This window comes from Marinobacter sp. EhC06 (genome assembly GCF_001650915.1).
In the GTDB taxonomy this organism is placed as follows: Bacteria; Pseudomonadota; Gammaproteobacteria; order Pseudomonadales; family Oleiphilaceae; genus Marinobacter.
Genome location: NZ_LXYO01000023.1, coordinates 941,947 through 964,841 on the forward strand (window position 1 = coordinate 941,947; position 22,895 = coordinate 964,841).

General features: G+C 58.4%; 22 protein-coding genes and 1 pseudogene. 15 read left to right on the plus strand and 8 right to left on the minus strand.

Features of this window, described 5'->3' with window-relative positions; all coding sequences use genetic code 11:
* Positions 1-20 precede the first annotated feature (20 nt).
* Positions 21-1,310, plus strand: coding sequence for a DUF945 family protein (locus A8B84_RS14125; protein WP_064229774.1), 1,290 nt, complete (start codon positions 21-23; stop codon positions 1,308-1,310).
* A 59-nt stretch (positions 1,311-1,369) separates the two neighbouring features.
* On the opposite strand, the gene coaD is transcribed toward A8B84_RS14125, so the two are convergent.
* The 4 genes from coaD to A8B84_RS14145 all read right to left on the minus strand — a co-directional run bounded on the left by coaD (position 1,370) and on the right by A8B84_RS14145 (position 5,975).
* Positions 1,370-1,846, minus strand: coding sequence for a pantetheine-phosphate adenylyltransferase (gene coaD / locus A8B84_RS14130; RefSeq protein ID WP_062786015.1), 477 nt, complete (start codon positions 1,844-1,846; stop codon positions 1,370-1,372).
* A gap of 242 nt (positions 1,847-2,088) precedes the next feature.
* Complete coding sequence (locus A8B84_RS14135) at positions 2,089-3,684, minus strand: GMC family oxidoreductase N-terminal domain-containing protein (protein ID WP_064229775.1); 1,596 nt, start codon at positions 3,682-3,684, stop codon at positions 2,089-2,091.
* Between the two features lie 27 nt (positions 3,685-3,711).
* On the minus strand, positions 3,712-4,347 hold the full coding sequence (locus A8B84_RS14140) for a hypothetical protein (protein WP_064229776.1): 636 nt from the start codon (positions 4,345-4,347) through the stop codon (positions 3,712-3,714).
* A 182-nt stretch (positions 4,348-4,529) separates the two neighbouring features.
* Positions 4,530-5,975, minus strand: a complete 1,446-nt coding sequence (locus A8B84_RS14145; protein ID WP_064229777.1) for a coniferyl aldehyde dehydrogenase — start codon at positions 5,973-5,975, stop codon at positions 4,530-4,532.
* 192 nt (positions 5,976-6,167) lie between these two features.
* Between A8B84_RS14145 and A8B84_RS14150 the strand changes: the two genes are divergently transcribed.
* The 6 genes from A8B84_RS14150 to gntR all read left to right on the plus strand — a co-directional run bounded on the left by A8B84_RS14150 (position 6,168) and on the right by gntR (position 11,641).
* Positions 6,168-6,848, plus strand: coding sequence for a TetR/AcrR family transcriptional regulator (locus tag A8B84_RS14150; RefSeq protein ID WP_064229778.1), 681 nt, complete (start codon positions 6,168-6,170; stop codon positions 6,846-6,848).
* A 290-nt stretch (positions 6,849-7,138) separates the two neighbouring features.
* Positions 7,139-8,149: a TRAP transporter substrate-binding protein gene (locus A8B84_RS14155; protein ID WP_064229779.1), complete on the plus strand. Its 1,011-nt coding sequence runs from the start codon at positions 7,139-7,141 to the stop codon at positions 8,147-8,149.
* A gap of 61 nt (positions 8,150-8,210) precedes the next feature.
* Entirely contained in the window at positions 8,211-8,813 is a 603-nt protein-coding gene (locus A8B84_RS14160; RefSeq protein ID WP_201257892.1) for a TRAP transporter small permease subunit, read from the plus strand.
* Complete coding sequence (locus A8B84_RS14165) at positions 8,806-10,122, plus strand: TRAP transporter large permease (protein ID WP_053113177.1); 1,317 nt, start codon at positions 8,806-8,808, stop codon at positions 10,120-10,122. Before A8B84_RS14160 ends, A8B84_RS14165 begins: the two co-directional genes overlap by 8 nt.
* A gap of 1 nt (position 10,123) precedes the next feature.
* On the plus strand, positions 10,124-10,642 hold the full coding sequence (locus A8B84_RS14170; RefSeq protein ID WP_064229780.1) for a gluconokinase: 519 nt from the start codon (positions 10,124-10,126) through the stop codon (positions 10,640-10,642).
* The gene (gene gntR, locus A8B84_RS14175; RefSeq protein WP_064229781.1) at positions 10,643-11,641 is read left to right on the plus strand and encodes a gluconate operon transcriptional repressor GntR; all 999 of its coding nucleotides are present in this window, start codon (positions 10,643-10,645) and stop codon (positions 11,639-11,641) included.
* A 7-nt stretch (positions 11,642-11,648) separates the two neighbouring features.
* Here gntR and yihA read toward each other — a convergent pair whose 3' ends face one another.
* Positions 11,649-12,272, minus strand: coding sequence for a ribosome biogenesis GTP-binding protein YihA/YsxC (gene yihA / locus A8B84_RS14180; RefSeq protein WP_064229782.1), 624 nt, complete (start codon positions 12,270-12,272; stop codon positions 11,649-11,651).
* Positions 12,273-12,448: 176 nt separating this feature from the next.
* Here yihA and A8B84_RS14185 point away from each other — a divergent pair, with 176 nt between their 5' ends.
* The 3 genes from A8B84_RS14185 to A8B84_RS14195 all read left to right on the plus strand — a co-directional run bounded on the left by A8B84_RS14185 (position 12,449) and on the right by A8B84_RS14195 (position 14,757).
* Positions 12,449-13,057: a c-type cytochrome gene (locus A8B84_RS14185; RefSeq protein WP_064229783.1), complete on the plus strand. Its 609-nt coding sequence runs from the start codon at positions 12,449-12,451 to the stop codon at positions 13,055-13,057.
* 143 nt (positions 13,058-13,200) lie between these two features.
* Positions 13,201-13,836: a thiol:disulfide interchange protein DsbA/DsbL gene (locus A8B84_RS14190; RefSeq protein WP_064229784.1), complete on the plus strand. Its 636-nt coding sequence runs from the start codon at positions 13,201-13,203 to the stop codon at positions 13,834-13,836.
* 60 nt (positions 13,837-13,896) lie between these two features.
* Positions 13,897-14,757 (plus strand): endonuclease/exonuclease/phosphatase family protein, encoded by an 861-nt coding sequence (locus A8B84_RS14195; RefSeq protein WP_064229785.1) that lies wholly within the window; start codon positions 13,897-13,899, stop codon positions 14,755-14,757.
* Positions 14,758-14,823: 66 nt separating this feature from the next.
* Here A8B84_RS14195 and rpmG read toward each other — a convergent pair whose 3' ends face one another.
* From rpmG to radC, 3 genes are all read right to left on the minus strand, one after another.
* Positions 14,824-14,979 (minus strand): 50S ribosomal protein L33, encoded by a 156-nt coding sequence (gene rpmG, locus A8B84_RS14200; RefSeq protein WP_008173465.1) that lies wholly within the window; start codon positions 14,977-14,979, stop codon positions 14,824-14,826.
* Between the two features lie 11 nt (positions 14,980-14,990).
* Positions 14,991-15,227 (minus strand): 50S ribosomal protein L28, encoded by a 237-nt coding sequence (gene rpmB / locus A8B84_RS14205; RefSeq protein ID WP_008173462.1) that lies wholly within the window; start codon positions 15,225-15,227, stop codon positions 14,991-14,993.
* Positions 15,228-15,455: 228 nt separating this feature from the next.
* Positions 15,456-16,130: a RadC family protein gene (radC, locus tag A8B84_RS14210; RefSeq protein WP_064229786.1), complete on the minus strand. Its 675-nt coding sequence runs from the start codon at positions 16,128-16,130 to the stop codon at positions 15,456-15,458.
* A gap of 186 nt (positions 16,131-16,316) precedes the next feature.
* Between radC and coaBC the strand changes: the two genes are divergently transcribed.
* The 5 genes and pseudogenes from coaBC (at position 16,317) to A8B84_RS14235 (ending at position 22,878) form a co-directional block, all read left to right on the plus strand.
* Entirely contained in the window at positions 16,317-17,516 is a 1,200-nt protein-coding gene (gene coaBC, locus A8B84_RS14215; protein ID WP_064229787.1) for a bifunctional phosphopantothenoylcysteine decarboxylase/phosphopantothenate--cysteine ligase CoaBC, read from the plus strand.
* A gap of 42 nt (positions 17,517-17,558) precedes the next feature.
* On the plus strand, positions 17,559-18,020 hold the full coding sequence (gene dut / locus A8B84_RS14220; protein ID WP_064229788.1) for a dUTP diphosphatase: 462 nt from the start codon (positions 17,559-17,561) through the stop codon (positions 18,018-18,020).
* A gap of 95 nt (positions 18,021-18,115) precedes the next feature.
* Positions 18,116-20,646 (plus strand): annotated as a pseudogene (locus A8B84_RS22070) (phosphomannomutase/phosphoglucomutase).
* A gap of 60 nt (positions 20,647-20,706) precedes the next feature.
* Complete coding sequence (argB, locus tag A8B84_RS14230) at positions 20,707-21,603, plus strand: acetylglutamate kinase (protein ID WP_064229789.1); 897 nt, start codon at positions 20,707-20,709, stop codon at positions 21,601-21,603.
* A gap of 24 nt (positions 21,604-21,627) precedes the next feature.
* Positions 21,628-22,878: a hypothetical protein gene (locus tag A8B84_RS14235; protein WP_064229790.1), complete on the plus strand. Its 1,251-nt coding sequence runs from the start codon at positions 21,628-21,630 to the stop codon at positions 22,876-22,878.
* The last annotated feature ends 17 nt before the right edge of the window (positions 22,879-22,895 follow it).

A 22,895-nucleotide genomic window follows, 5' to 3' on the forward strand; every position in this document is an offset into this window, starting at 1 on the left:
TCCTGAATTGGAGAACGCGTTTGAATGCCAAATGGATGATTGCCGGCGCCGGTGTGCTGGCTGTGGCCGGTGGCCTGCCCTGGGTCGTGGGGTACGTCACTGAACAGCAGTGGCAGCAGGCAACGGAGGAGGTGAACAGTGCCCAACCGTTCCTTCGTATGGAAACTGATAACTACCAGAGGGGCATTCTCGGTGCCCGGTTCAATGGTTCGGTCAACCTGAGGAACCCGGAAACCGGAGAATCCCGGCAGTTTGCCTATCGTGCCACGGTGACCCATGGGGTAACCGGCAGCCTGATGGATTTTGAGCCCGAGGGAGGCTGGTCTTCAGGGGATCTGGACTGGTCTTCCGGCGAGGAGCCAAGGCTGACTCTGGAAACCCGACTCTGGGGCACTGCAGTACTTGAGCTCGAAGCGCCCCAGATGAGCGTAACTGACGCGGATACTGGGGAAACCCTCGCTTCGAGTGGCGGCCTGGCAAGAGTTGGGATCAGTGATGCAGGCTCGCACGCGGATGCCCTGATGGTTTGGCCGGCCTTAACCCTGTCTGGTCCGGATGTGGATATTCGGGTTAGTGACTTCCGCCTCGAGCAGACCATGAGCCATCTCACGGGTGAGGTCTGGACCGGCTCTGGCGAGATTGTGGTGGACTCGGTTGCTGTGACACCGACTGCGGACGCGGCCTTTACGCTCAAGGAGATTTCGGTGCGTAGCAGCAGTGAGTCAGTCAATGATGGCGAGCGTCTGGATTCGCGGATGGCATTCGAGGTTGGCGGCGTTTCAACGGCTGATGAACAGTACGGACCGCAGCGACTGGTGTTCGCATTGTCAGGGCTGGATGTGGCGGCCTGGAGTGGGCTTACCGAGAGCCTGTCATCGCTGCAGACCCTGGCCCTCAGCCAGGCCTCGGGAGGTCCTCAGCAGTTCGAACAGCAGATGGCTGCGATGCAGCAGGTAAACACGGCCCTGCGTGACCTCGCCGCTGCTGGCTTTTCGATTGGTTTCCCGGAACTGACCGTCACCACCCCGGAAGGTGTGGTTGAAGGCAGTGCCCGGATTTCCCATCCGGAGCTGACAGCGGATCAGAAGGGCGAGATGCTGATGGTGATGCAGCGGCTGACCGGCGAAATGGATCTCAGCCTGCCACTTGCGCTCGCGGAGGAGTATCCCGAATTCCAGCTGCAGCTTGCGCCTCTGATCAAACAGGGATTGCTGGTTCAGCAAGGTGATCGGCTGGTGCTTGATGCCAGTATGAAAGACCTGATGCTGGACGTGAACGGGGTGGAAATCCCTTTGCCCCCGTTGCTCTGAAGCCTGGTTTACTGCCACAAAAAAGCCCCGTTGATCGGGGCTTTTTTGTGGCAACAGGTTCAGCTGAACTTCTTTTTCAGGGCAGCCTCTACCGCTGGATCGACAAATTCCGAAACGTCGCCGCCCAGGGAGGCGATTTCCCGAATCAGGGTGGAGGAGATGTAGGACAGGTGATTGGCCGGTGTCAGGAAAACGCTTTCCACTTCGGGCGCGAGCCGGCGGTTCATGTCGGCCAGCTGGAACTCGTATTCGAAATCAGAAACCGCACGAAGGCCGCGGAGGATCACAGTGGCGCCCTGTTCACGGACGAAATCGGCCAGAAGGTTGCTGAAGCCGGTGACGGTGACATTGGGGAGGTGCGCAGTTGCCTGGCGGACCAATTCGCAGCGTTCTTCCAGATCGAGAAGTGGCTGTTTCTTGGGGTTGTAGGCGATGGCAACGACGATTTCATCAAACATTCTGCCGGCACGTTCGATCAGGTCGGTGTGGCCGTTGGTGATGGGATCGAAGGTGCCCGGATAGATGACTTTGGACATGCACAGCTCCTTTTGTTTAAGGCAAACAGGATATCAGGATCATCCTGAGTGCTGTAGTCCGGGACTCTGTTCCAGGCGGTCGCGACTTCGTGTGTTGCATATGTGCCGCCCCTCCTCCCGGGAAACGCTACAAGCACATCCCTGTGCGCTTGGCTCAGGCCATCCATGGCCTTCGACATTCCCGGGAGGAGGGGCGGCACATATGCGAGCTAGCAACGGAGCCTGCCTCCCCGACATTGGTACTAGGTGATGCTAAGTCTCTGCGCAAGCCTGGTGCTGTTTCTGGCTGCCAAAGCATAAACCGACAGTTGCGGGTTTGCGCCAATGCTGGTGGGGAAGATGGAGGCATCGTGGATGCTCAGATTGCTGACGTGGTGGTGTTCGCCAAAGCCGTTGACGACCGAATCTTGCGGATTGCTTCCCATGGCGCAGCCGCCCATCTGGTGGGCTGTGAACAGGCGGACCCGGTGGGGTGCCATGGGGAGTTGGTCGATGGCGGCTTTGGCGTCGGTCCAGTTGGTGTACCAGTCGGAATCCAAGTGCATCAGGCGGACTTTGTCGGCACCGGCGGCGAACTGGATTTCGGCCATGGTGTGGAAGGCCTCGCGGATGCCGGTCCAGAGGTAGTCGGTGACCGGGTAGTCCAGTACCGGGCTGCCGTCGTCGCGGAGGGAGACCGTGCCGCCGGGGCTTTCGGGATGGAAGCCGTCCCGGAGCAGGGCGATGACGGACTGCATGTGGGGCAGGCCGGCCATGTTGTTGATCTGGGTTTCGCCATGGCCGGGTATGACGCCGCTGGACATGCCCGGGTGCAGCGGTGGTACCTCGAGTTTGTAACCAACCGGGCCGTCGACGCCGTTGCGGAAGTTGAATTCGTCCGAGTAGATGGACTGGGGCGCGCCATAGAACGGATCGACGCGCTGAGGCATCTGGGCGACGGTGGCGTTGACCGGATGGATGAACGAACGCTTGCCGATCCGCTGGTGCGGGTCCGGGATGTTGGAGCGAAGTAGCAGGCCGGGGCTGCCGATGGCGCTGGCGGCGACCACGAAGTGTCTGGCTTTGAGATTGACCTTGATGCCGGTCGGGGTGACGCCATCATCGGCAAACGCAGAAGCTTCCAGATGGTCGATCTGGTCCTGGTTCATTACCAGTCGGTCGGCGCGCAGGCTGTGGAATAGCCGGGCGTTGTTATCGAGCGCCCCCGGAATGGTGGTCATCAGGGCGCCCTGTTTTGCGTTGGTCGGGCAGCCGACGCCGCAATAGCCCAGGTTCCAGCAACCTTTGACGTTGCGTGGAATGATTTGCCAGCTGTAGCCCAGTTTCTCGCAGCCCTGGCGCAAGATGTCATTGTTGACGTTGGGGTCTGCCTGCCAGGGTGCCATGGAATGGCGTTCCTCACGGCCATCGAACCAGGGAGCCATGGCGTCTGGCCGGAGTTCTTCCAGTCCGAACTGGTCGGCCCAGTAATTCAGGGTCGGAGCCGGTGTGCGGAAACTGCTGGTCCAGTTCACGGTGGTGGAGCCGCCCACGCAGCGGCCCTGCAAGATGGCGATCGCCCCGTCCCGGGTTACCCGGCTCATGCCTTCCTGATAGAGGTTGGCATAGGAGCTTTGCTCGTCCATCTTGAAGTCTTTCTGGTAATACAACCGGCCCTCTTCAACCAGAATTACGGACAATCCGCTGCGGGCCAGAATCTCGGCGGTGGTGCCACCACCGGCGCCGGTTCCGATAACAACAACGTCGGCTTCCTTGGTCAGGTTTTCCGTCAGGTGAGCACCATCGGTGACTTTCCAGCCTGATTCCAGGCCCCGGGCAATACGATCGGTTAATGACATGCTTGGCTCCGTCAGATCAGCTGGTAATCAGGCGTTTTGGAATTGTGGCAAGGCGTCGACTGCATATTGCGGCGGCCCGGGATAGCCGGACAGGTGCCAGAAGTCCCGATAGCCGTAAAACGCCACGTTGCTGATCTTGGTCAGGGCAATGTAGCCATTGTTGAACAGCCCGATGCGGCTGGTGCGCCAGCGCTCCAGAAACGCATCCGCTTCCTCTGTAGTTACGTTCGGCCAGCTGGACCAGACCCGGGCTACGGTCACCCGGGTAAGCCCGAAGTTCAGCAGATCAAAGAGTTGCCGAAGTTCCTTCTGGTTGGCCGGTCCGAACTTGTGGATGCCGGCATCAATACGTTCAATGGTCCCGGCAATCGCCATGTTTCTGGCCTGGGGCTGCTCTGGCAAGCCCGGGCCAATCATGGCGGGCAGAAGGGCCTCGAACAGGGCAATGTCATCCTCGTTCAAAAACCGGAATTGGTAGCTGGCGTCCATCCGGGTGCCAACGGCACTCAGCCGACCTGCCGGCTCGGTGGCACAACCACTTAGCCCGGCGGTGACACTGACGGTACCCAGGAAGAGGGCACCGCCCAGTCCGGTTTTCAGAAAGCTTCGGCGGTCGATGTTTGTGAAATCACGAGAATGGGAAGAAGTTGGATGATCATTCATGGATCCGTCTCTTATTATTTTATTTTGGTGCCTGCAAAAAGCTTGATCGGCTGAGGCGGGTAGGGGGTTGCGGGACTGTGCAAAACAGGGATGTTTTGCTCAAGCCTACATGGACGTATCCACGGCGTGTCCCGAAAGCCCCTACCCGCCTCAGCCGGCCCCGAGGACCGAAGGCAAAGGATTTAGCGGATAAAGAACTTATAAACCAATTTGTGCGCAGTCGTCCCGTGGGGCGCATAGACAAACTTGCCGCTGTTGAACTTCTGCTTGGTGAAAATCGCCCGGTGATGGGAGAAGGTCAGGAACCCTTCGCGGCCATGGTAGTGCCCCATGCCGGAATCGCCGATACCACCGAATGGCAGATCGTCTTGGGCCACGTGCATCAGCGAATCATTGATACACATGCCACCAGAGTGGGTGTTATCCACCACATGCTGCTGCTGGGTCTTGTCGTAACCGAAGAAATACAGGGCCAGCGGCCTCGGGCGGTCGTTGATGTAATGGATGGCTTCGTCCAGCCCGCCATAACTGACGACCGGCAGAATCGGACCAAAGATCTCATCCTGCATCACCTTCATGTCTGGCGTGGTTTTCAGAACCAGCGTCAGAGGGATCTTGCGGGTGCCATCCTTGAGACTTTCCCGGGCCGGGTTGATCTCCACCAGTTCGGCGCCTTTCTGCCGGGCGTCCTCAAGGTAACCCTGCAGTCGATCGTATTGCCGCTCATTGATGATGGCAGTGAAATCGTCGTTGTCCCGCAGGCTTGGATACATCTCGGAAAAGCGGGCGCGGAACTCGTCAACAAACGATTGTACCCGGTCGGCGGGGCACAGCACGTAATCTGGCGCCACGCAGGTCTGGCCAGCGTTGAACGCCTTGCCGAAGGCAATGCGCTGGGCGGCGTCTTCCATTGGCACGTCCGGCGAGACCACGGCCGGGGACTTACCTCCCAGCTCCAGGGTGACCGGTGTCAGGTTCTCTGCCGCCGCCTTCATGACCAGCTTGCCTACCGACGTGGAGCCGGTGAATAGCAGGTGGTCAAACGGCCGCGAAGAGAAGTCTGCCGCCACGTCGGCCTCGCCATTGATCACCGAGACCAGGTCTTCCGGGAAGCTGGCTTCGATCAGTTCCTTGAACAGGGCTGAGGTATGGGGTGTGTACTCCGACATCTTGATCATGGTCCGGTTGCCCGCGGCCAGGGATGCGACCAGCGGGCCTACCGCCAGATACAAGGGGTAGTTCCAGGGCACGATTACACCCACCACACCTTTGGGCTGATAGTGAACCTTGTTGCTGGCGGGCTGGAACAGCACCGATACGTGGCGTTTAGATGGCTTCATCCAGCCGCTGAGGTTTTTCAGAGTGTAGTTGATGCCCTGGATCGACGGCATGACCTCGGCAATCAGGGATTCGTCTTTCGAGCGGCAGCTGAAATCGCGATCAATGGCTTCCAGCAGCCGATCCTGGTTGCCCAGCAGCACCCGTTTGAGGCGTTTCAGATTCTCCTGCCGCTCGGCCAGGGAGGGCATGGGATTGTTGCGAAACGCCTTTTTCTGGTCCTCAAACACACGGTGGGTGTGCTGGATCTGCTTCTTGCTCTCGGTGAGCTGGACGACAGTGGCTCCCATGATGCTTTCTCCTCTTTGGCCCCGATCAGAGTCCGTCGGCGGCCTGTTATTTCCGTTATTGAACGACTGGCGAAAAAGTGTTCAATTTGCGTCTGAGGGTATTATTAGAGTATATACTCTAGTGAGTCAAGCGGAGGCGGATGGCGAATCAGGCCATCTGTGAGCTCTACAACAACAAACGCCGACGGGTCTATGAAGACAAGAGACAAGATACTGCTCTCCAGCCTGGAGCTGTTCAATGAACGGGGCGAGCGCAACGTCACCACCAATCACATTGCGGCACACCTGGCCATCTCGCCGGGCAACCTCTATTACCACTTCCGCAACAAGTCCGACATCATTTACGAGATCTTCCTGGAATACGAAAAACTGGTGGATTTCTATCTGGATATTCCGGAAGACCGGGCTATGACCCTGGACGACATGACCTTCTATCTGGAGTCGGTCTTTGACGGTCTCTGGAGTTACCGGTTCTTCCACCGGGACCTCGAGTACCTTCTGGACAGCGACCAGAGGCTGCGGCAGGACTATCGTGATTTCACCAACCGCTGCCTGGCATCAATCAGTCGCATCTTCGAGAAGCTGGCGGAAGCGGGCATTATTGAACCCCAGGAAGAAGACCTGAGATCGGCCATGTCATTGAATGTGTGGCTGGTGATTACCAACTGGATGGCGTTCCTGAAAACGGCCCATGCGGCCGAGGAATCTGCCTGCCTCACGCTTACCGAACTGAAGCAGGGCATCTACCAGGTGCTCACCCTGGAAATTCCCTACCTGACGCCAGCGTATCGTGAGCGTGTGATGGCTCTGAGAGAGAAGTATCGGCCAGCATTGCACGACAGGGACGATCTGAACGCGACCCTGTGTAAGTGAAACCCGAAAATCTGATCAAAAAATGATCTGCCCCGGAACTTTTATCGAATACAGGACTCACAAAGGTGACGTTGGGAATTCGGACATTCCTTGCGTCTCCTGAGTGCGATCTCAGGTTTTAGCACGTCGCAAACCCTGACGTTTCACCGGTCTGCTATCTGGCAGGCCGGTTTTTTATTCCCTGCTGTTTCCTGTTCAAAAAACACCCTTGTAAGTGGTTTCCGAATTCGATACGCTTCCCATGTTACCGGTAACATATGCCGGCACAAAAACAATCAGGAGACGCGATTATGTTCCCGACCCGACTCGCGACTGGCCTACTGTCAGCTGCACTTGCCTTTAACGCCTTCGCGGCGGACTACACCTTCAAGTTCCAGTCCTCCGATCCCTCTGGCGTCAAGAACTTCGAGATTCAGCAACAATGGGCTGACCGCGTCGAAGAAATGACCGGTGGCCGTGTTGCCATTGATCTGCTGCCCGTGGGCAGTGTGGTAAGCCATACCGAAACTCTCGGTGCCATGAATATGGGTGTCCTGGATGGCCATGTATCGGTTACCGGTTATTTTTCCGGCAAGGATCCCGCGTTCGGGCTAATTGGCAATGCCGTGGGCGCCTGGTCCAGCCCGGACCAGCTCATCGATTACATCAATTATGGTGGTGGCTATGAGCTGATGAACGAGCTCTACGCGCCCTATGGCGTGAAGTTTGTTGGCGGTGGAGGCACTGGCCTGGAGTCGTTTGTTTCAAAGAAACCGCTGGACGGTGTGGAGGACCTCAAAGGCCTCAAGATGCGTGCACCGGAAGGTCTGGTGCAGTCGGTGTTTGCCGCCGCCGGGGCAGCGCCAGTGAACCTGCCAGGTTCCGAGGTCTACACCGCACTGAGCAAGGGTGTTATTGATGCTGCCGACTACACGGTGTTTTCCACCAACCACGAAGCCGGTTTGCACGAGATTGCCCCGCATCCGGTGTACCCAGGCTTCCACTCCCTGCCGCTGATCGAAATTGCCATGAACCTGGAAGATTGGGAAAAGCTTCCCGAGGACATTCAGACAATCATGACTGTCTCGGCCCGGGACTTCGCCCAGGATATCAGTACCCAGCTGGCCATGGCGGACAAGAAGGCCGTCAGGGAAGCCCGTGACAATCCTGATATCACCGTTCATGACTGGTCGGCGGAAGAGCGCCGGAAGTTCCGCACCATTGCCCGGGACCAGTGGAAGAAATACGCCGAGCAATCCCCCAATGCCGAGAAAGTCTATCAGTCGGTAACCGGCTATCTGGAATCCCAGGGCCTGCTCTGAAGGCGATGCCCCGTAACCAGTAACCGGGCGGGCAAGGCCTGCCCGGTGCGCGGAGTTGATTATGTCTACTGCAAACCTTTCCTCCGGGCCGGAGAGCACTCCGGGCCAGGGTGATCTGCTGCCCGAAACCGATGAGGATATCGGATTTACCCGCCTTGACCGCGCCATTGTCTGGCTGGGAAAAAAGCTGAGCCTTGTGTTCGCGTTGATTGTTCTGGTGTCTTTCTACGAGATTGTCCGCCGATATGTGTTCGGTTCGCCGACGCTCTGGGTGCATGAAACGGTGACCTTCGCTGGTGCCACCCTGTTCGTGCTGGGTGGGCTCTATGCCCTGGCCACCGATCGCCACGTGCGTATTGTGCTGATCTACGACGCCGTGTCCCCGGCCGTTCAGCGTTGGCTGCGGGTGGTTCACCATCTGTTCGGGCTGGCGTTCTGTTCGATGCTGCTCTATGCCAGCTGGTTCATGGCCAGGGGCGCTGTCTGGGCACCCTGGGGCGGCTGGCGCCTGGAGACTTCCGGGTCGGCCTGGAATCCGCCTTTTCCCGCCTTTCTGAAGGTGATCATTCTGGTGGCGATTGCTGTCATGACCCTCCAGTTTGTCCTGCACCTGATTCGTGATCTGCGTGATCCGGCACCGGCCGGGGAGAAAGACAATGTTTGAGCTTGCTTCCCTAGGAATTGGCTACGGCAGCCTGCTGATGCTGGTGATGCTGATCGTACTGTTGCTGACCGGCATGCAGCTGGCCTTTGCCACCGGCCTGGTGGCCCTGGTCTTTGCCCTGGGCTGGTTTGGCCCGGACGCGCTGCCGATTGTCAGCAGTCGTCTTTACAGCTTTATCGGTAACTACGTTTTCCTGGCGGTGCCGATGTTCGTGTTGATGGCGTCGCTACTGGATCATTCCGGCATTGCCCGGGATCTGTTTGATGCCATGGCTCGCTTTGGCCGCAAGTTGCGCGGTGGCGTCGCCCTCCAGACCCTGGTGGTAGCGGTGATCCTTGCTTCCATGTCGGGGGTGATCGGTGGCGAAACCGTGTTGCTCGGCATCCTGGCGCTGCCGCAGATGCTGCGTCTGGGTTACGATCGCAAGCTGGCGATTGGCACCACCTGTGCCGGTGGTGCGCTGGGCACCATGTTGCCGCCGAGCATTGTCCTGATCATTTATGGCCTGACCGCAAACGTCTCCATTGGTGACCTGTTCAAGGGCGCGTTCCTGCCCGCGCTGATCCTGGCGCTACTCTACATGGGCTACGTGCTGGTCAGGGTCTGGCTGAAGCCGGAGATGGCCCCCATCCCCTCCGACCAGGACCAGCCGGACACCCCGGCGCCGAACTTCTTCAAGGCCCTGCTGTTCCCGATTCTGTCGGTGGTGGTCGTGTTGGGCAGCATCTATGGCGGCGTGGCGTCAGTTACCGAAGCATCGGCCCTGGGTGTGCTGGGCATTGCCATCAGTACCTGGATCCGGGGCGAACTGTCTCTGGCTATGGTGCGCAAGGCCACCATCAGTACCCTGCGGGTGTGTGGCATGATCATCTGGATCGGCATCGGCGCCACCGCTCTTGTTGGCGTCTACAACCTGATGGGCGGTATCGAGTTCGTCCGCGAGATGGTTTTTGCAGTCAGTGGCGGCGATGGGCTGACCACCATACTGTTCATGATGTTTATTCTTCTGATTCTGGGCATGTTCCTGGACTGGGTCGGGGTAGCTCTGCTGACCATGCCGATTTTCGTGCCCATTGTCACGGAACTGGGCTACAGCCCGATCTGGTTCGGTGTGGTGTTCTGCATGAATATGCAGGTATCCTTCCTGTCACCGCCCTTTGGCCCGGCCGCGTTCTATCTGAAAACGGTTACGCCCAAGGACATCACTCTCGGCGAAATTTTCCGGTCACTATTGCCGTTTATTGCCTTGCAGATTGTTGCTCTGGCCCTGTTGATCGCATTCCCGCAACTGGCCTTGTGGTGGCAGTGATATGAGTGTCCGTAAAATAATCATCATGGGTGTGTCCGGGTGCGGCAAAAGCCTGATTGGTACCCGGCTGGCGAAACGCCTTCAGGTGCCGTTTTTCGACGCCGACGACTTTCACAGCCCGGCCAACGTGGCGAAAATGGCCAGCGGTGTGCCGCTGACCGATGCCGATCGCAGCGGTTGGCTGGATGATCTGGCGGGGCTGGTCAAGCATGAGCACGGCGGCCTGGTGCTGGCATGTTCCGCGCTCAAACGGGCTTACCGTGACCGGCTGAGGGCGGGTAATCCGTCACTGCAGTTTGTCTATCTCAAGGGCGACATGGAAACCATCTGGTCCCGGCATTCCAGTCGGGAAGATCACTACTTCAATGGTCGTTCCATGCTCGAAAGTCAGTTTCGCACACTGGAGGAGCCGGAGCCCGGGGAAGGGGTCATTGTCGTGGACGTCTGCGAACCGCCCGACCGGATTGTTGAGCGCTGCCTGGCAGTGCTGAGTACACCTGACCCGAAGCGAAAGAACTGAATGGTTAAAAAGAAGCGCCCAACACTGCAGGATATTGCCGATAGGGTCGGTGCCACGAAAATGACCGTGAGCCGATGCCTGCGGGGCGGCGATAATGTGTCTGAACACATGCGTGAGCGGATTTTCGCCGAGGCCGAGGCGCTCGGTTACATCCCGAACAGAGCGCCGGATCTGCTATCCAAATCCACCAGCCACGCAATCGGTGTGCTGCTGCCATCGCTGACCAACCAGGTCTTCGCCGATGTCATCAAAGGGATCGAATCAGTCACCGAACCGGCGGGCTACCACCTGATGCTGGCCCACTACGGCTACAGCCGCGAGGTGGAAGAGCGTAGTCTGGCCTCGCTGCTGTCCTATAACGTCGATGGCGTGATCCTGTCGGAAAGCCAGCACACCGACCGTACCCTGCGAATGCTGGGGACTGCGGGCGTGCCCACGGTGGAAATCATGGACACCCACACGCCGCCCTTCGAGCAGGCTGTGGGCTTTGACAATGTTCGAGCGGCCTATGACATGGTGCGTGAGATGATTCGTCGCGGTCGCCGCCATGTGGTGTACCTGGCTGTTCGGCTGGATGCCCGCACGTTGCAGCGACAAGAAGGTTACACCCGTGCCATGGAGGAGCAGGGGCTGATTCCCGTTACCCTGCGTAGTGAACAGCGCTCATCATTCAGTGTCGGCGCCACATTGCTGCAACGCATACTCATCGAAGCGCCGGACACTGACGCGATCTTTTGCACCAACGACGACGTGGCAATAGGCGCGTTCTTCGAGTGCCAGCGGCAGGGTATCGAAGTGCCGGGTCAGATTGCGATAGCAGGCTTCCACGGCCACGACGTTGGCCAGGTCATGGTGCCGACGCTGGCCAGTGTCATTACACCACGTGAGCAGGTGGGCCAGAAGGCAGCTGAGGCCCTGATCGCTCGCCTGTCCGGCGCGACCATGGACCAACAGGTGATTGACCTCGGTTACCGGATCGAGTGCGGTGGCACCCTGTAATTCCTTGTTACTCTGCTTCCAACCAGTCGATCAGCGCCTCCCGGCATTCGTCCACGCCCCGTTTTGACGTTGCGGAGAACATGATCAGATGTTCGACGCAGGAATAGGTTTTCAGGTCCCTGGCAATGCCCAGCATGACGGTTTTGGCCTGGCCGAACTTCAGTTTGTCTGCCTTGGTGGCCAGAATCATCAACGGCAGGTTGTTATGCTCGCACCATTCCACCATCATTTGGTCAAAATCGGTCAGCGGGTGGCGGATGTCCATCACCAAAACAAGGCCACGCAGGCAGCGCCGGTCATTCAGGTAGTGGCCCAGGTGCTGTTGCCAGTCGTCTTTCATGTCCCTGGATACTTTGGCATAGCCGTACCCGGGCAAATCGACCATTCGGCAATTCTCGCGGTTTAGAGAGAAGAAGTTGATCAGCCGGGTGCGTCCGGGGGTTTTGCTGGTCCGGGCCAGCTTGCCATTAGCGGTGATCGCATTAAGCGCGCTGGATTTTCCGGCGTTGGAGCGGCCGGCGAAGGCGACCTCGGCACCGAAATCTGGCGGGCACTCATCCAGACGGGAAGCGCTGATGAGAAATCGGGCGCTGTTAAAAGAGAGGCTTTTTTGAGTCAGATCAGGGTCCACAGCGGTTGGCTTTCCTTTGGATTTCAGTTATCAGGGATTAATGTATAATGCTACACCAATTCCGGGCGGCGCGCTGCGCGCGACCGCTGTCAGCCCCGGTTTTGAGCCTGACTGGTCAGCGCCTGCCGGCTGCATAGCGAAGAATACCCTTAAAAGATGAGAGAAGCGGAGCGAGCATGAAAAAACTGATCGCAGGAGTAGTTCTCGGTGTTGGCCTCACGGCGATGGCGCACGGGGCGGGAGATCCTCAAGCAGGCGAACAGAACGCAGCGGTATGTGCCGGTTGTCACGGACAGAATGGTGCCAAGCCCATTATGGGAGCCTATCCCAAGCTGTCCGGTCTGGGCGAAAAATACCTGTATCGCCAACTGGTGTTGATCAAGGATAAAGAGCGGAATATCGCGGAAATGACCGGTATTCTGGATAACATGAACGACCAGGATCTGCAGGATCTGGCGGCCTACTTCAACGCCCAGGACATGGTGGTTGGTCAGGCTGATCCGGATCTGGTCGATCAGGGCGCGGCACTTTACCGTGGTGGCAACATGGCAACGGGCGTCCCGGCCTGTGCCGGCTGTCACAACCCGCAAGGTGTTGGCAACGAGCCCGCCGGCTACCCGGCGCTGGGTGGCCAGAACGCCGAGTACCTGGCCAAGCAGTTGAAAGCCTATCGCGATGGCGACCGGCAGAGTGGTGTCAACGCATCGATCATGATGGACGTCGCCTCAAAGCTGACCGATGCCGAGATCGAAGCGGTCTCCAGCTACATCTCCGGCCTGAACTGAAGCCGCCGGACTGTACCGAAAACCCCGCCTGGTGCGGGGTTTTTTGTTGCCTTTCGTTTCTGTAACTGCTGACCTGTGGAACTTTTAAGGTACGCTGGGTCATAATCCTCCCAAAACGATATTCAGATAACCGGAGATTTTTCATGTTTCGATCCTTCAGAACGGCTTTCCTGCTCCTGTTGGCGCTGTCTGTTTCTGGCCTGGCCAACGCCGCAGAATGGAAAGAAGGCACTCATTACAACCGGCTGGATAACCCGGTAAGAACCGACAGTGATTCCGGTGTCGAGGTAGCGGAAGTCTTCTGGTACGGCTGCCCTCATTGTTACAACTTCAAGCCCCTGGTTGAGGAGTGGGCGGCTAATGCGCCTGATTACGTCAACTACGTGAAGATCCCTGCGGCACTGGGCAGAAATTGGGAGCCTCACGCCTACGCCTTTTATGCCCTGGAAGCCATGGGTGAGCTGGACAAGGTGCACGATGCCCTGTTCGATGCGCTTGCTGGCGAGCGCCGCCCCCTGAATACGCCGGAAGCCCTTGCCGACTTCGTCGCGGATTATGGGGTCGATCCGGATGAGTTTGTCAGCACCTATAAAAGTTTTGGTGTGAATGCCCGCATGCAAAAAGCCCAGTCGAAAATCCGCGGTGCGCGGATCACCGGAACTCCGACTATGCTGGTTAATGGCAAGTACACCGTCAGTGCATCCATGGCCGGCAGCCATGAGGCCGTTCTGGACGTGGTGGACTACCTGGTTGCCAAAGAGCGGGGCGAGGTGGAGTAAGGCCGCGCCAATACGCCAGAGCCGAGTACAACAAGCAGCCGGCCGGTTGAGACCGCCACTATGTACAAGCATATAAGAAAACAGTTGAATGGCATCCTGAAGCCGGCCGGCGGGCCCAGGGGTGCCTGCTCCGGGACTGAGCATGTTCCCGAGTTCGAGCCGCAGCGACACATTCGTTTGCTCACCTTCAACATCCAGGTGGGTATCAATACATCGTCCTATCGCCATTACCTGACGCGAAGCTGGCAGCACATACTGCCTCACCGTAATCGCATCGATAATCTGGACCGGATTGCATCCCTGCTGCGCGGGTACGACGTGGTGGCTTTGCAGGAGTGCGACGGGGGCAGCCTGCGCAGTGGCTATATCAACCAGGTGCAATACCTGGCGGAAGCGGCGGGTATTCCCTACTGGTACCAGCAGCTGAACCGGAATCTCGGGCAGATTGCCCAGCACAGCAACGGTCTGTTAAGCCGGTACCGCCCCCTGGACGTCACTGAGCATAAATTGCCGGGCCTGATCCCGGGGCGGGGTGCCATCATTGCAAGGTACGGAACAGAGCATGATCCCCTGGTGCTGGTGCTGATGCATCTTTCGCTCAGCAAGACGGCCCAGCAACGCCAGTTGGGCTATATCCGGGAGTTGATCGCTGACTACCGGCATGTTGTGCTTATGGGGGACATGAATGCCCACGCCGAGCAATTGCTTACCCAGACGCCCCTGAAGGAAACCGATCTGGTGCCCTTGCCAGGCACTGCCCACAGTTTTCCGAGCTGGCGGCCGGAGAAGGCGCTTGATCATATTCTGGTAAGTCCCTCGCTGGAGATCCGTCGCTCCGAGGTGGTGAGCTATCCGATGTCGGATCACCTGCCTATCGCCATGGATGTGGCGTTACCTGAGGGCTATCTGGAGAAGTTCTGAGCGACAGCGAGCCACAAAAAAGCCCGGCGCATTGGCCGGGCTTTTTTGTGGCTGCCGGATCAGGAATTACTTGATCTTGGCTTCCTTGTACGCAACGTGCTTGCGGACAACCGGATCGTACTTTTTGATCTCGATTTTTTCCGGAGTGTTACGTTTGTTCTTCTTGGTCGTGTAGAAGTGACCAGTACCTGCTGATGAAACCAGCTTGATTTTCTCGCGCATGATGCGGCTCCTTAAAATTTCTCGCCGCGGGCACGAAGATCGGCCAGCACAGCGTCAATGCCTTTTTTATCGATGATGCGCATGCCCTTGGTGGATACGCGCAGCTTCACGAAACGCTTCTCGGACTCAACCCAGAAACGGTGGTTCTGCAGATTCGGCAGAAAACGACGACGAGTGTGGTTCATCGCGTGGGAAACGTTGTTACCGGATACCGGACGCTTACCGGTAACCTGACAAACTCTGGACATACTTGCCTCCGACCTGAGCAATGGTCTCAATAATACGAATTCGTTTTTAATGCGTCTCTGGTTGCTAAGGAGCCATTACGCCCCCATTCGCGCCTCTAAACTGAACGCTGCTTGCCAGACGCCGCCAGAAAGGGACGCTTTTATACCAGAACTCGCCCCCCAACGCAAAAAATTGTTGGGAATTTGGCCAGTTTTCCGGCATTGGCGTGCACCGCTAAATGCCAGGCTTTACAGCAGACCCCGTTCGGCGAGAGATATTACCTCACCATGGCCAACAACCATATGGTCAAGAACCCTGATATCCACCAGGCCCAGAGCCTCTTTAAGTCGACGGGTGAGGGAAATGTCAGCCTGGCTGGGCTCTGCCACGCCCGAGGGGTGGTTGTGAGCGAAAATGACCGCCGCCGCATTGTCCTCCAGGGCCTGTCGCACCACTTCCCGTGGATAGACGGCCGCGCCGTCGATGGTGCCCCGGAACAACTCACGGTATTGGATGACGCGATGGCGATTGTCCAGGAACAGGCCGGCGAACACCTCGTGGGGATATGTTCCGAGTCGACTGGTGAGGAAGCGGCGGGTATCTTCGGGAGATCGCAGGGGGTCACCCTGGCGCAGTGGTTCATCCATGACCCGGCGCGCCATTTCCATGGCCGCCTGAACCTGGGCATATTTTGCCGTCCCCAGGCCTTTGACATTGCAGAACTGGCGTTGGGAGGCGGTCAGCAGCCCCCGAAGCCCGGAGAATTCCTCAATCAGGTAACGTGCCAGGGCCATAACCGGCATGCCTGTGGTGCCGGTGCGTAGAAATATGGCGAGCAGTTCGGCGTCAGAGAGGGTTTGCGCCCCGTGCGCGAGCAGGCGCTCCCGCGGACGCTCGTCCGTGGGCCAGGTGGAGTCAGTCATGTTGGCTTCCTTGCGTTGGTCATGTTCTGCCCGGGCGCTTCCTGCACCGAGACGGGCATCTCAGGGTTACAAAGGTTACTTTAAAAAGTAACAATCGGTAAACGTATGCCGGGCCAGGCAGGCTGTCGCTCCGGCCTGAGCATGCTATCTTATAAGCCTTTCATTTTATGCGTAAACGGAGCCCCTATGGCCGCCAGACGAATCCTCCTGGGAGTGACCGGTGGTATTGCTGCCTATAAAAGCGCCGAACTGGTGCGTCAGCTGAAGAAGGCTGGCCATGAGGTGCGAGTGGTCATGACCCGGGGAGCGGAAGCCTTCGTGACGCCGCTCACCTTCCAGGCCCTCAGTGGCGAACCGGTTCGGACCTCCCTGCTGGACCCTGAAGCGGAAGCGGGCATGGGGCACATCGAGTTGGCCAAATGGGCCGACCAGGTGGTGATTGCGCCGGCTTCGGCTGACTTTATTGCCCGTCTGGCCACGGGTATGGCGGACGATCTGCTGACCACCGTCTGTTGTGCAACCGAAGCGCCTATTGCGGTGGTGCCAGCGATGAATCAGGCGATGTGGAGTAACGGCCGTACCCAGAGAAATATCCGGCTTCTGCAGGAGGATTCCCAGATCGAGTTATGGGGACCCGATCAGGGAGCGCAGGCCTGTGGCGATACTGGTCCCGGAAGAATGTTGGAGCCAGAGGCGATTTTCGGTCTCATTGATCAGGGAAGCGATGGGGTACTAGCTGGCAAGACAGTGGTGATTACGGCGGGCCCCACACGCGAACCCATTGACCCGGTCCGCTATATCAGCAACCACAGTTCGGGGAAAATGGGCTATGCCCTGGCCGGCGCAGCGAGCAAGGCCGGCGCCCGGGTGGTACTTGTCAGCGGGCCGGTGGCACTGACGCCCCCAACCGGTGTCGAAGTGCGCCCGGTGACGACGGCGGAGGACATGTTGCGGGAAACGTCGGCTGCCGTTGATGAGGGTTGCGACCTGTTTATTGCAACCGCCGCCGTCGCGGATTACCGCCCGGAAACCTGTGCCGGGGACAAGATCAAGAAATCCAGTGAGGCCATGACGCTCTCGCTGGTGCGCAACCCGGACACCTTGGCAACCATTGCCGGGCGTGATGATGCGCCGTTTACCGTGGGGTTCGCGGCGGAAACTTCCGACGTGGCCAGCTACGCCACCGACAAAATGCAACGCAAGAAGCTCAACATGATCGTGGCCAACGATGTGTCGGCACCGGGCTTGGGTTTCAACAGCGACAATAATGCGGTAACCGTGTTCTGGCCGGGTGGCCAGACGTCTATCGGGCCGGACAGCAAAACGAACATTGCCCGAGCGCTGGTGGCAATGATAAGCGAACATCTTGGTCAGGCCGCCCGCTGATTCAGCGAAGCGTACCCGATACCACAATCGACAGGACCCCCAATGAGCAGGAAAAATCTTCAGGTACGTATTCTGGATGACCGTATCGGTAACCAGATTCCCTTTCCCGAGTATGCCACCGAAGGCTCTGCCGGCCTTGATCTCAGGGCCTGCCTGGACGAACCGCTGACCCTGGAGCCGGGTGATACCCAACTGATCCGCACCGGGTTGTCGATCCACATCGCAGACCCGTCACTGGCGGCCATGATCCTGCCCAGAAGCGGACTCGGCCACAAGCACGGCATAGTCCTTGGCAATCTGGTGGGGTTGATCGATTCGGACTATCAGGGCGAGTTGATGGTGTCCTGTTGGAACCGGGGGCGCACCAGCTTTACCGTGGACGTGGGCGAACGCCTGGCCCAGTTGGTGCTGGTACCCGTTGTCCAGGCCGATTTTGAGGTGGTTTCGGAATTTGACGCCAGTGCCCGTGGTGACGGTGGCTTTGGCTCCACTGGTACGCGGTGAGCTGGAGGCCGGCCACGCAGAACCGCGTGCCGGCGTCTATACTTTGCGGGTAACTGCTTGTCCAGGACGATAAAATTACAACTGCAGGATGGACTATGAAGCTGGGTAAAAAGAAAGATGCCGACGCGTCCGTTGATGAAAAACCATCAAAGAAGGCGGCAAAAAAGGAAAAGGCCAGTGCCTCGGGGCCCAAACTCAAGCGGCTTAATTCTGTGGCGGTAAACCAGTCACTGGTCGTGGTTCTGGCGGGCGTGATTGCTGTTGCATTGCTTCATTTTCTGGTGGTCCAGCCTTCGGCAAAGGAGCGCTTCGAATCATTGAAAGTCCTGGAGGCGGATGCCGCAGCGCTTCGCCTGAACCAATATTTTGACCAGGTCCAGAAAAGCGTTGATGGCCTGGCTACCCAGCCGCACGTGATTCAGGCGCTTAATAGCCGGAACGCGATACCGGCAACCGAGGTGCAGCTGGCGGATTCTTTGCCAGGCATTGAGGCGGTCCATCTGTTTCCTTACCGTGACATTCCGCGCACCTCAAGCAATGAGGGACTTTTGGGCTTCTCGGGTCTTGAGCTGGCCCGACGCGCTGAAACCGGCCAGCGACTCTTCCCCGATGCGTTTCCACGGGATAACCGCTGGTTTGTCCAGATGGCGACCCCGGTACGTAATCCGACAAGCAATGCGGTCATCGGAAGCCTGCTGATTATCTTTGACTCCTCTCAGATCCAGCCGTTGCTTCAAGTGGTCAATTCCAGCCTCGGTGGCCAGCTGGCGCTGGTGCAGACCGTGTCCGGTTCATCCCGCACAGTGGTCAGTAGCGGCAGTGGCTCCGGGAATGCTGAATCCCGAAGGCTAACCAATCCTGACTGGACGGTGACCTATACCCCCGCCAAATCATCCGCGGCGCCAGTGGACACGGTGATGATCGCCATTCTGGTCGGAGTTCCCGTGCTGATCGCTGCCATCATCGTCTGGGTCCTGCTGGGCGGTGCCCAGAAGGGGTTGCGTCAGGACGTGACGGCCCTGATCCAATGGGCCCACAAGGTGTTCGGCGGAGAGCGGGTGAAACTACCGACCTTTCGTTGGGATATGGTGGCCTCAACCGGCGAAGTACTGTACCGGTTGTCCCAGGTGGTTGAAAAACGGGTCGCCAAGGCCGGAGAAACGGCAAAACCCAGGCAGGGTGGTTCCGGCAAGTCTGGCGGCAGTGCCGCCAAGGGCGGCGATGAGCCGCTGTTCCAGGATAAGGACATGCCCGACATCGACATGCTCGATGGCGATGAGGACGTTCTCGGCTTCGGCAGCGGCGACGATACGGTCTTTGGGTCCGGTGATACCCCGGACGTGGAAGAGGTGGCCCTGCCTCAGGTGGAGCTGTCCCAGGATATTTTCCGGGCCTATGACATTCGGGGCATTGTCGGCGAAACCCTGACCGCCGAGGGCGTGGAGGTCATTGGCCGGGCCATTGGTTCCGAGGCCCTGGAGCGAGGTGTCGACAGCCTCTGCATTGGTTATGACGGCCGCCACTCCAGCCCGGATCTGGCGTTATGGTGACCGGCAGCCACAACCCGGCCAACTACAACGGTCTGAAAATCATGTTGGGTGGTGAAACCCTTTCGGGCGAGGCCATCCAGAAATTGTATCAGCGAATTCAGAGCGGGGATTTTGCCAGCGGTCGGGGCAGTCAGAGCACCGAGGATGTGCGTCGTGCATACCTGGACCGGATTGTTGGCGACATAGCGGTAGCTGCACCGCTTAAGGTAGTGGTCGATGCCGGCAACGGCATTGCCGGTGAACTCGGGCCCATGCTCATCGAGGAGCTGGGCTGCGAGGTGATTCCATTGTACTGCGATGTGGATGGTGATTTCCCGAATCACCATCCCGATCCTGGCAAGCCAGCGAATCTTGCCGATCTGATTGCCCGGGTTAAGTCCGAAGGGGCTGACATCGGTTTGGCCTTTGATGGCGACGGTGACCGACTGGGTGTGGTGACCAATTCCGGCAAGATCATCTGGCCAGATCGCCTGATGATGCTGTTCGCCCGGGATGTGGTGTCCCGAAATCCGGGTGCAGACGTTCTCTACGACGTTAAGTGCAGCCGCAGGCTGGCAGGTGTCATATCCGAAGCTGGTGGCAGGCCCATCATGTGGAAAACCGGTCATTCATTGATGAAAGCAAAAATGAAAGAGACAGGCGCCCTCCTGGCCGGGGAAATGAGCGGTCATATCTTCTTTGGCGAGCGCTGGTATGGCTTTGATGATGGCCTCTATTCCGCGGCCCGCCTGCTGGAAATTCTGGGCATCGAAGACCGGCACAGTGATGAAGTCTTCGAGGATTTCCCGGAAGATATCAGCACACCGGAGCTGAATGTCGAAGTGACCGAAAGCTCCAAGTTCGACATTATTGAACGTCTCGGTGAGGCCGGCGACTTCGGTGACGGCAACATCAGCACTATCGATGGCATTCGTGTGGATTACGCCGATGGCTGGGGGCTTTGCCGGGCATCAAACACCACACCAGTTCTGGTTCTGCGCTTTGAGGCGGAAACAGAGGACGCACTGGAACGTATCAAGTCTGTGTTCCGGGATCAGCTGCAGAAGGCGGCGCCGGATCTGGTGGCGGATTTCTGATCCCTGAGTCCACCGACGATTTTCAGACACGTATTAACTCAGGATTAACAAGGCGAAAACATGGCGCTGGATCGTGAAACAGCAATGCAGGTGGCTTCGGTACTGAGCCGGGGCCTGCCTTATATTCAAAGATTTACCGGCAAGACCGTGGTCATCAAATATGGCGGTAACGCCATGGAAAACGAAGACCTGAAGAGCAGTTTTGCTCGCGATGTGGTGCTGATGAAACTTGTGGGCATCAATCCGATCGTTGTCCACGGCGGTGGCCCTCAGATTGGCGAGCTTCTGGAGCGGCTGAACATCCAGTCGCGCTTCGTCAACGGCATGCGGGTGACCGATTCCGAAACCATGGATGTGGTGGAGATGGTACTGGGCGGCCAGGTCAACAAGGAAATCGTGTCCCTGATCAACTCCCATGGTGGCATGGCGGTGGGGCTTACCGGTAAAGATGCCAACCTGATCCGCGCCCGCAAGCTGGAGGTGGTCAACCGTTCACCTGAGCTGGAACGGCCGGAGATTATCGACATCGGCCACGTTGGCGAGGTTGCCAGTGTGAATGTGGACGTGATCGACATGCTCACCCGCAGCAACCTGATCCCCGTGATTGCACCGATTGGTGTGGGGCCCGACGGTGCCTCCTACAATATTAATGCCGACCTGGTGGCGGGCAAGGTGGCCGAGGCCATGAAAGCTGAAAAGCTGATCTTGCTGACCAACGTGTCCGGGCTGAAAAGCAAGGACGACAAGGTGCTTACCGGGCTCACGGCCAAACAGGTCAACGACCTTATCGAGGACGGCACCATTCATGGCGGCATGCTGCCCAAGATCCGGTGTGCCCTGAGTGCTGTGGAGAATGGCGTTCGCACCTCTCATATTATTGACGGCAGGGTCGCTCACGCGTGTCTGCTGGAGATCTTCACCGATGAGGGTGTCGGCACCCTGATTTCCCGTAACTGACGACACCCGACAAGGAGTCTCCAGATGAAGCGCCTGCTTGCGACGCTGGTAATACTGGTTCTGATCGGCTTTGCTGCGTTCAAGGCAGGTGTCTGGTGGTTCACAGACCAGCGCATGGCCGAAGCAAGACAGTCTCTGGAACCCTATGGTGTGCTGCATAGGGGCAGTATCAGTTCCGGCCTTGAGGGCAGGTTGGTCCTGAACGACGCCAGCTGGCAGGATTTCGAGCTTACCCAGCCGCTGGATATAGCCAGGGTGGAGTTTGATGCGGGCTCCCCCGTCAGCTTGCTGTCTGCTCTCGTCGATCCGACCAATCTGCCGGCCCAGTGGATCCTGCGACTCGATGGCCTTGGCCTGACGCTGGATCCGACGATGCTTCGCAACTGGGTCACCGCAGAGGGCGCCAACAGTGATGGTGATCCGGCGCTGTTTGTCCTTTCCTGTGCGCCAGATCCCCGCCAGCAATTGGGGAGTGGAGATCTGATCCGGATGGGCATCACAGCACTCGCCGGAGACGGGTTCGTGCGCCAGACCCCTGGAAACCTCCATGCGGAGCTGAATACCATCAGCACCGGCAGTCTTGAACTGGACTGGTCTGATGCCCGAATCCGGATTCAGGATTCAGAACTTTCCGTTTCCAGAGGTGCCGAGCCGATGAGCCTTACTCTGCGCGATGGGGGCCTGATGCGCCGCGTTGCCGCCTATTGCGCCCGCGAAGCCGGCATTGAAACCACCGTATGGGCCGGGCGCGTGGTGGAGGCGCTGTCCGCTGGACTTGAAGCCCGGGGCCTTGCAGCCAGCGACCAGTTGAAGGCGCTTTATCGGCAGTGGCTGCTCGAGGGCGGTGAGCTTACGGTCAGCTTGCAACCGGATCAGCCCATGTTCGGAGTTCCCGTCAGAGCGGATGAGAACGATGGCGAGGGCCTGAGCTGGCCGGTTCGATATAATGGGGCAGGTGTGCCAGACGTCTATCTGACCGAGGCTGAGCCTGTTATTCAGGAAACGCCAGAGGTGGCGGTTGAGCCGGTGGTGCCAAGGGAAGATCCAGAGACTGAAAGCTGGTATCCCGCAGACCTCGAGAATGCCGGTCAATGGGTCGATCGCCGGGTGCGGGTAACGCTATCCAACGACAATGTCGTGGAGGGCCGCCTGGTGAGCGTCAGCGAACGGGAGCTGGAAGTGGCCCGCGTGGTTGCCGGTGGTGAAGTCGCCTATCCGATGTTGATCCGGGCCATCGTCAACTTTGAAGTCTGGCGTCGGGGCCGTGCACAATGATTCCAGTGGGAATCTGA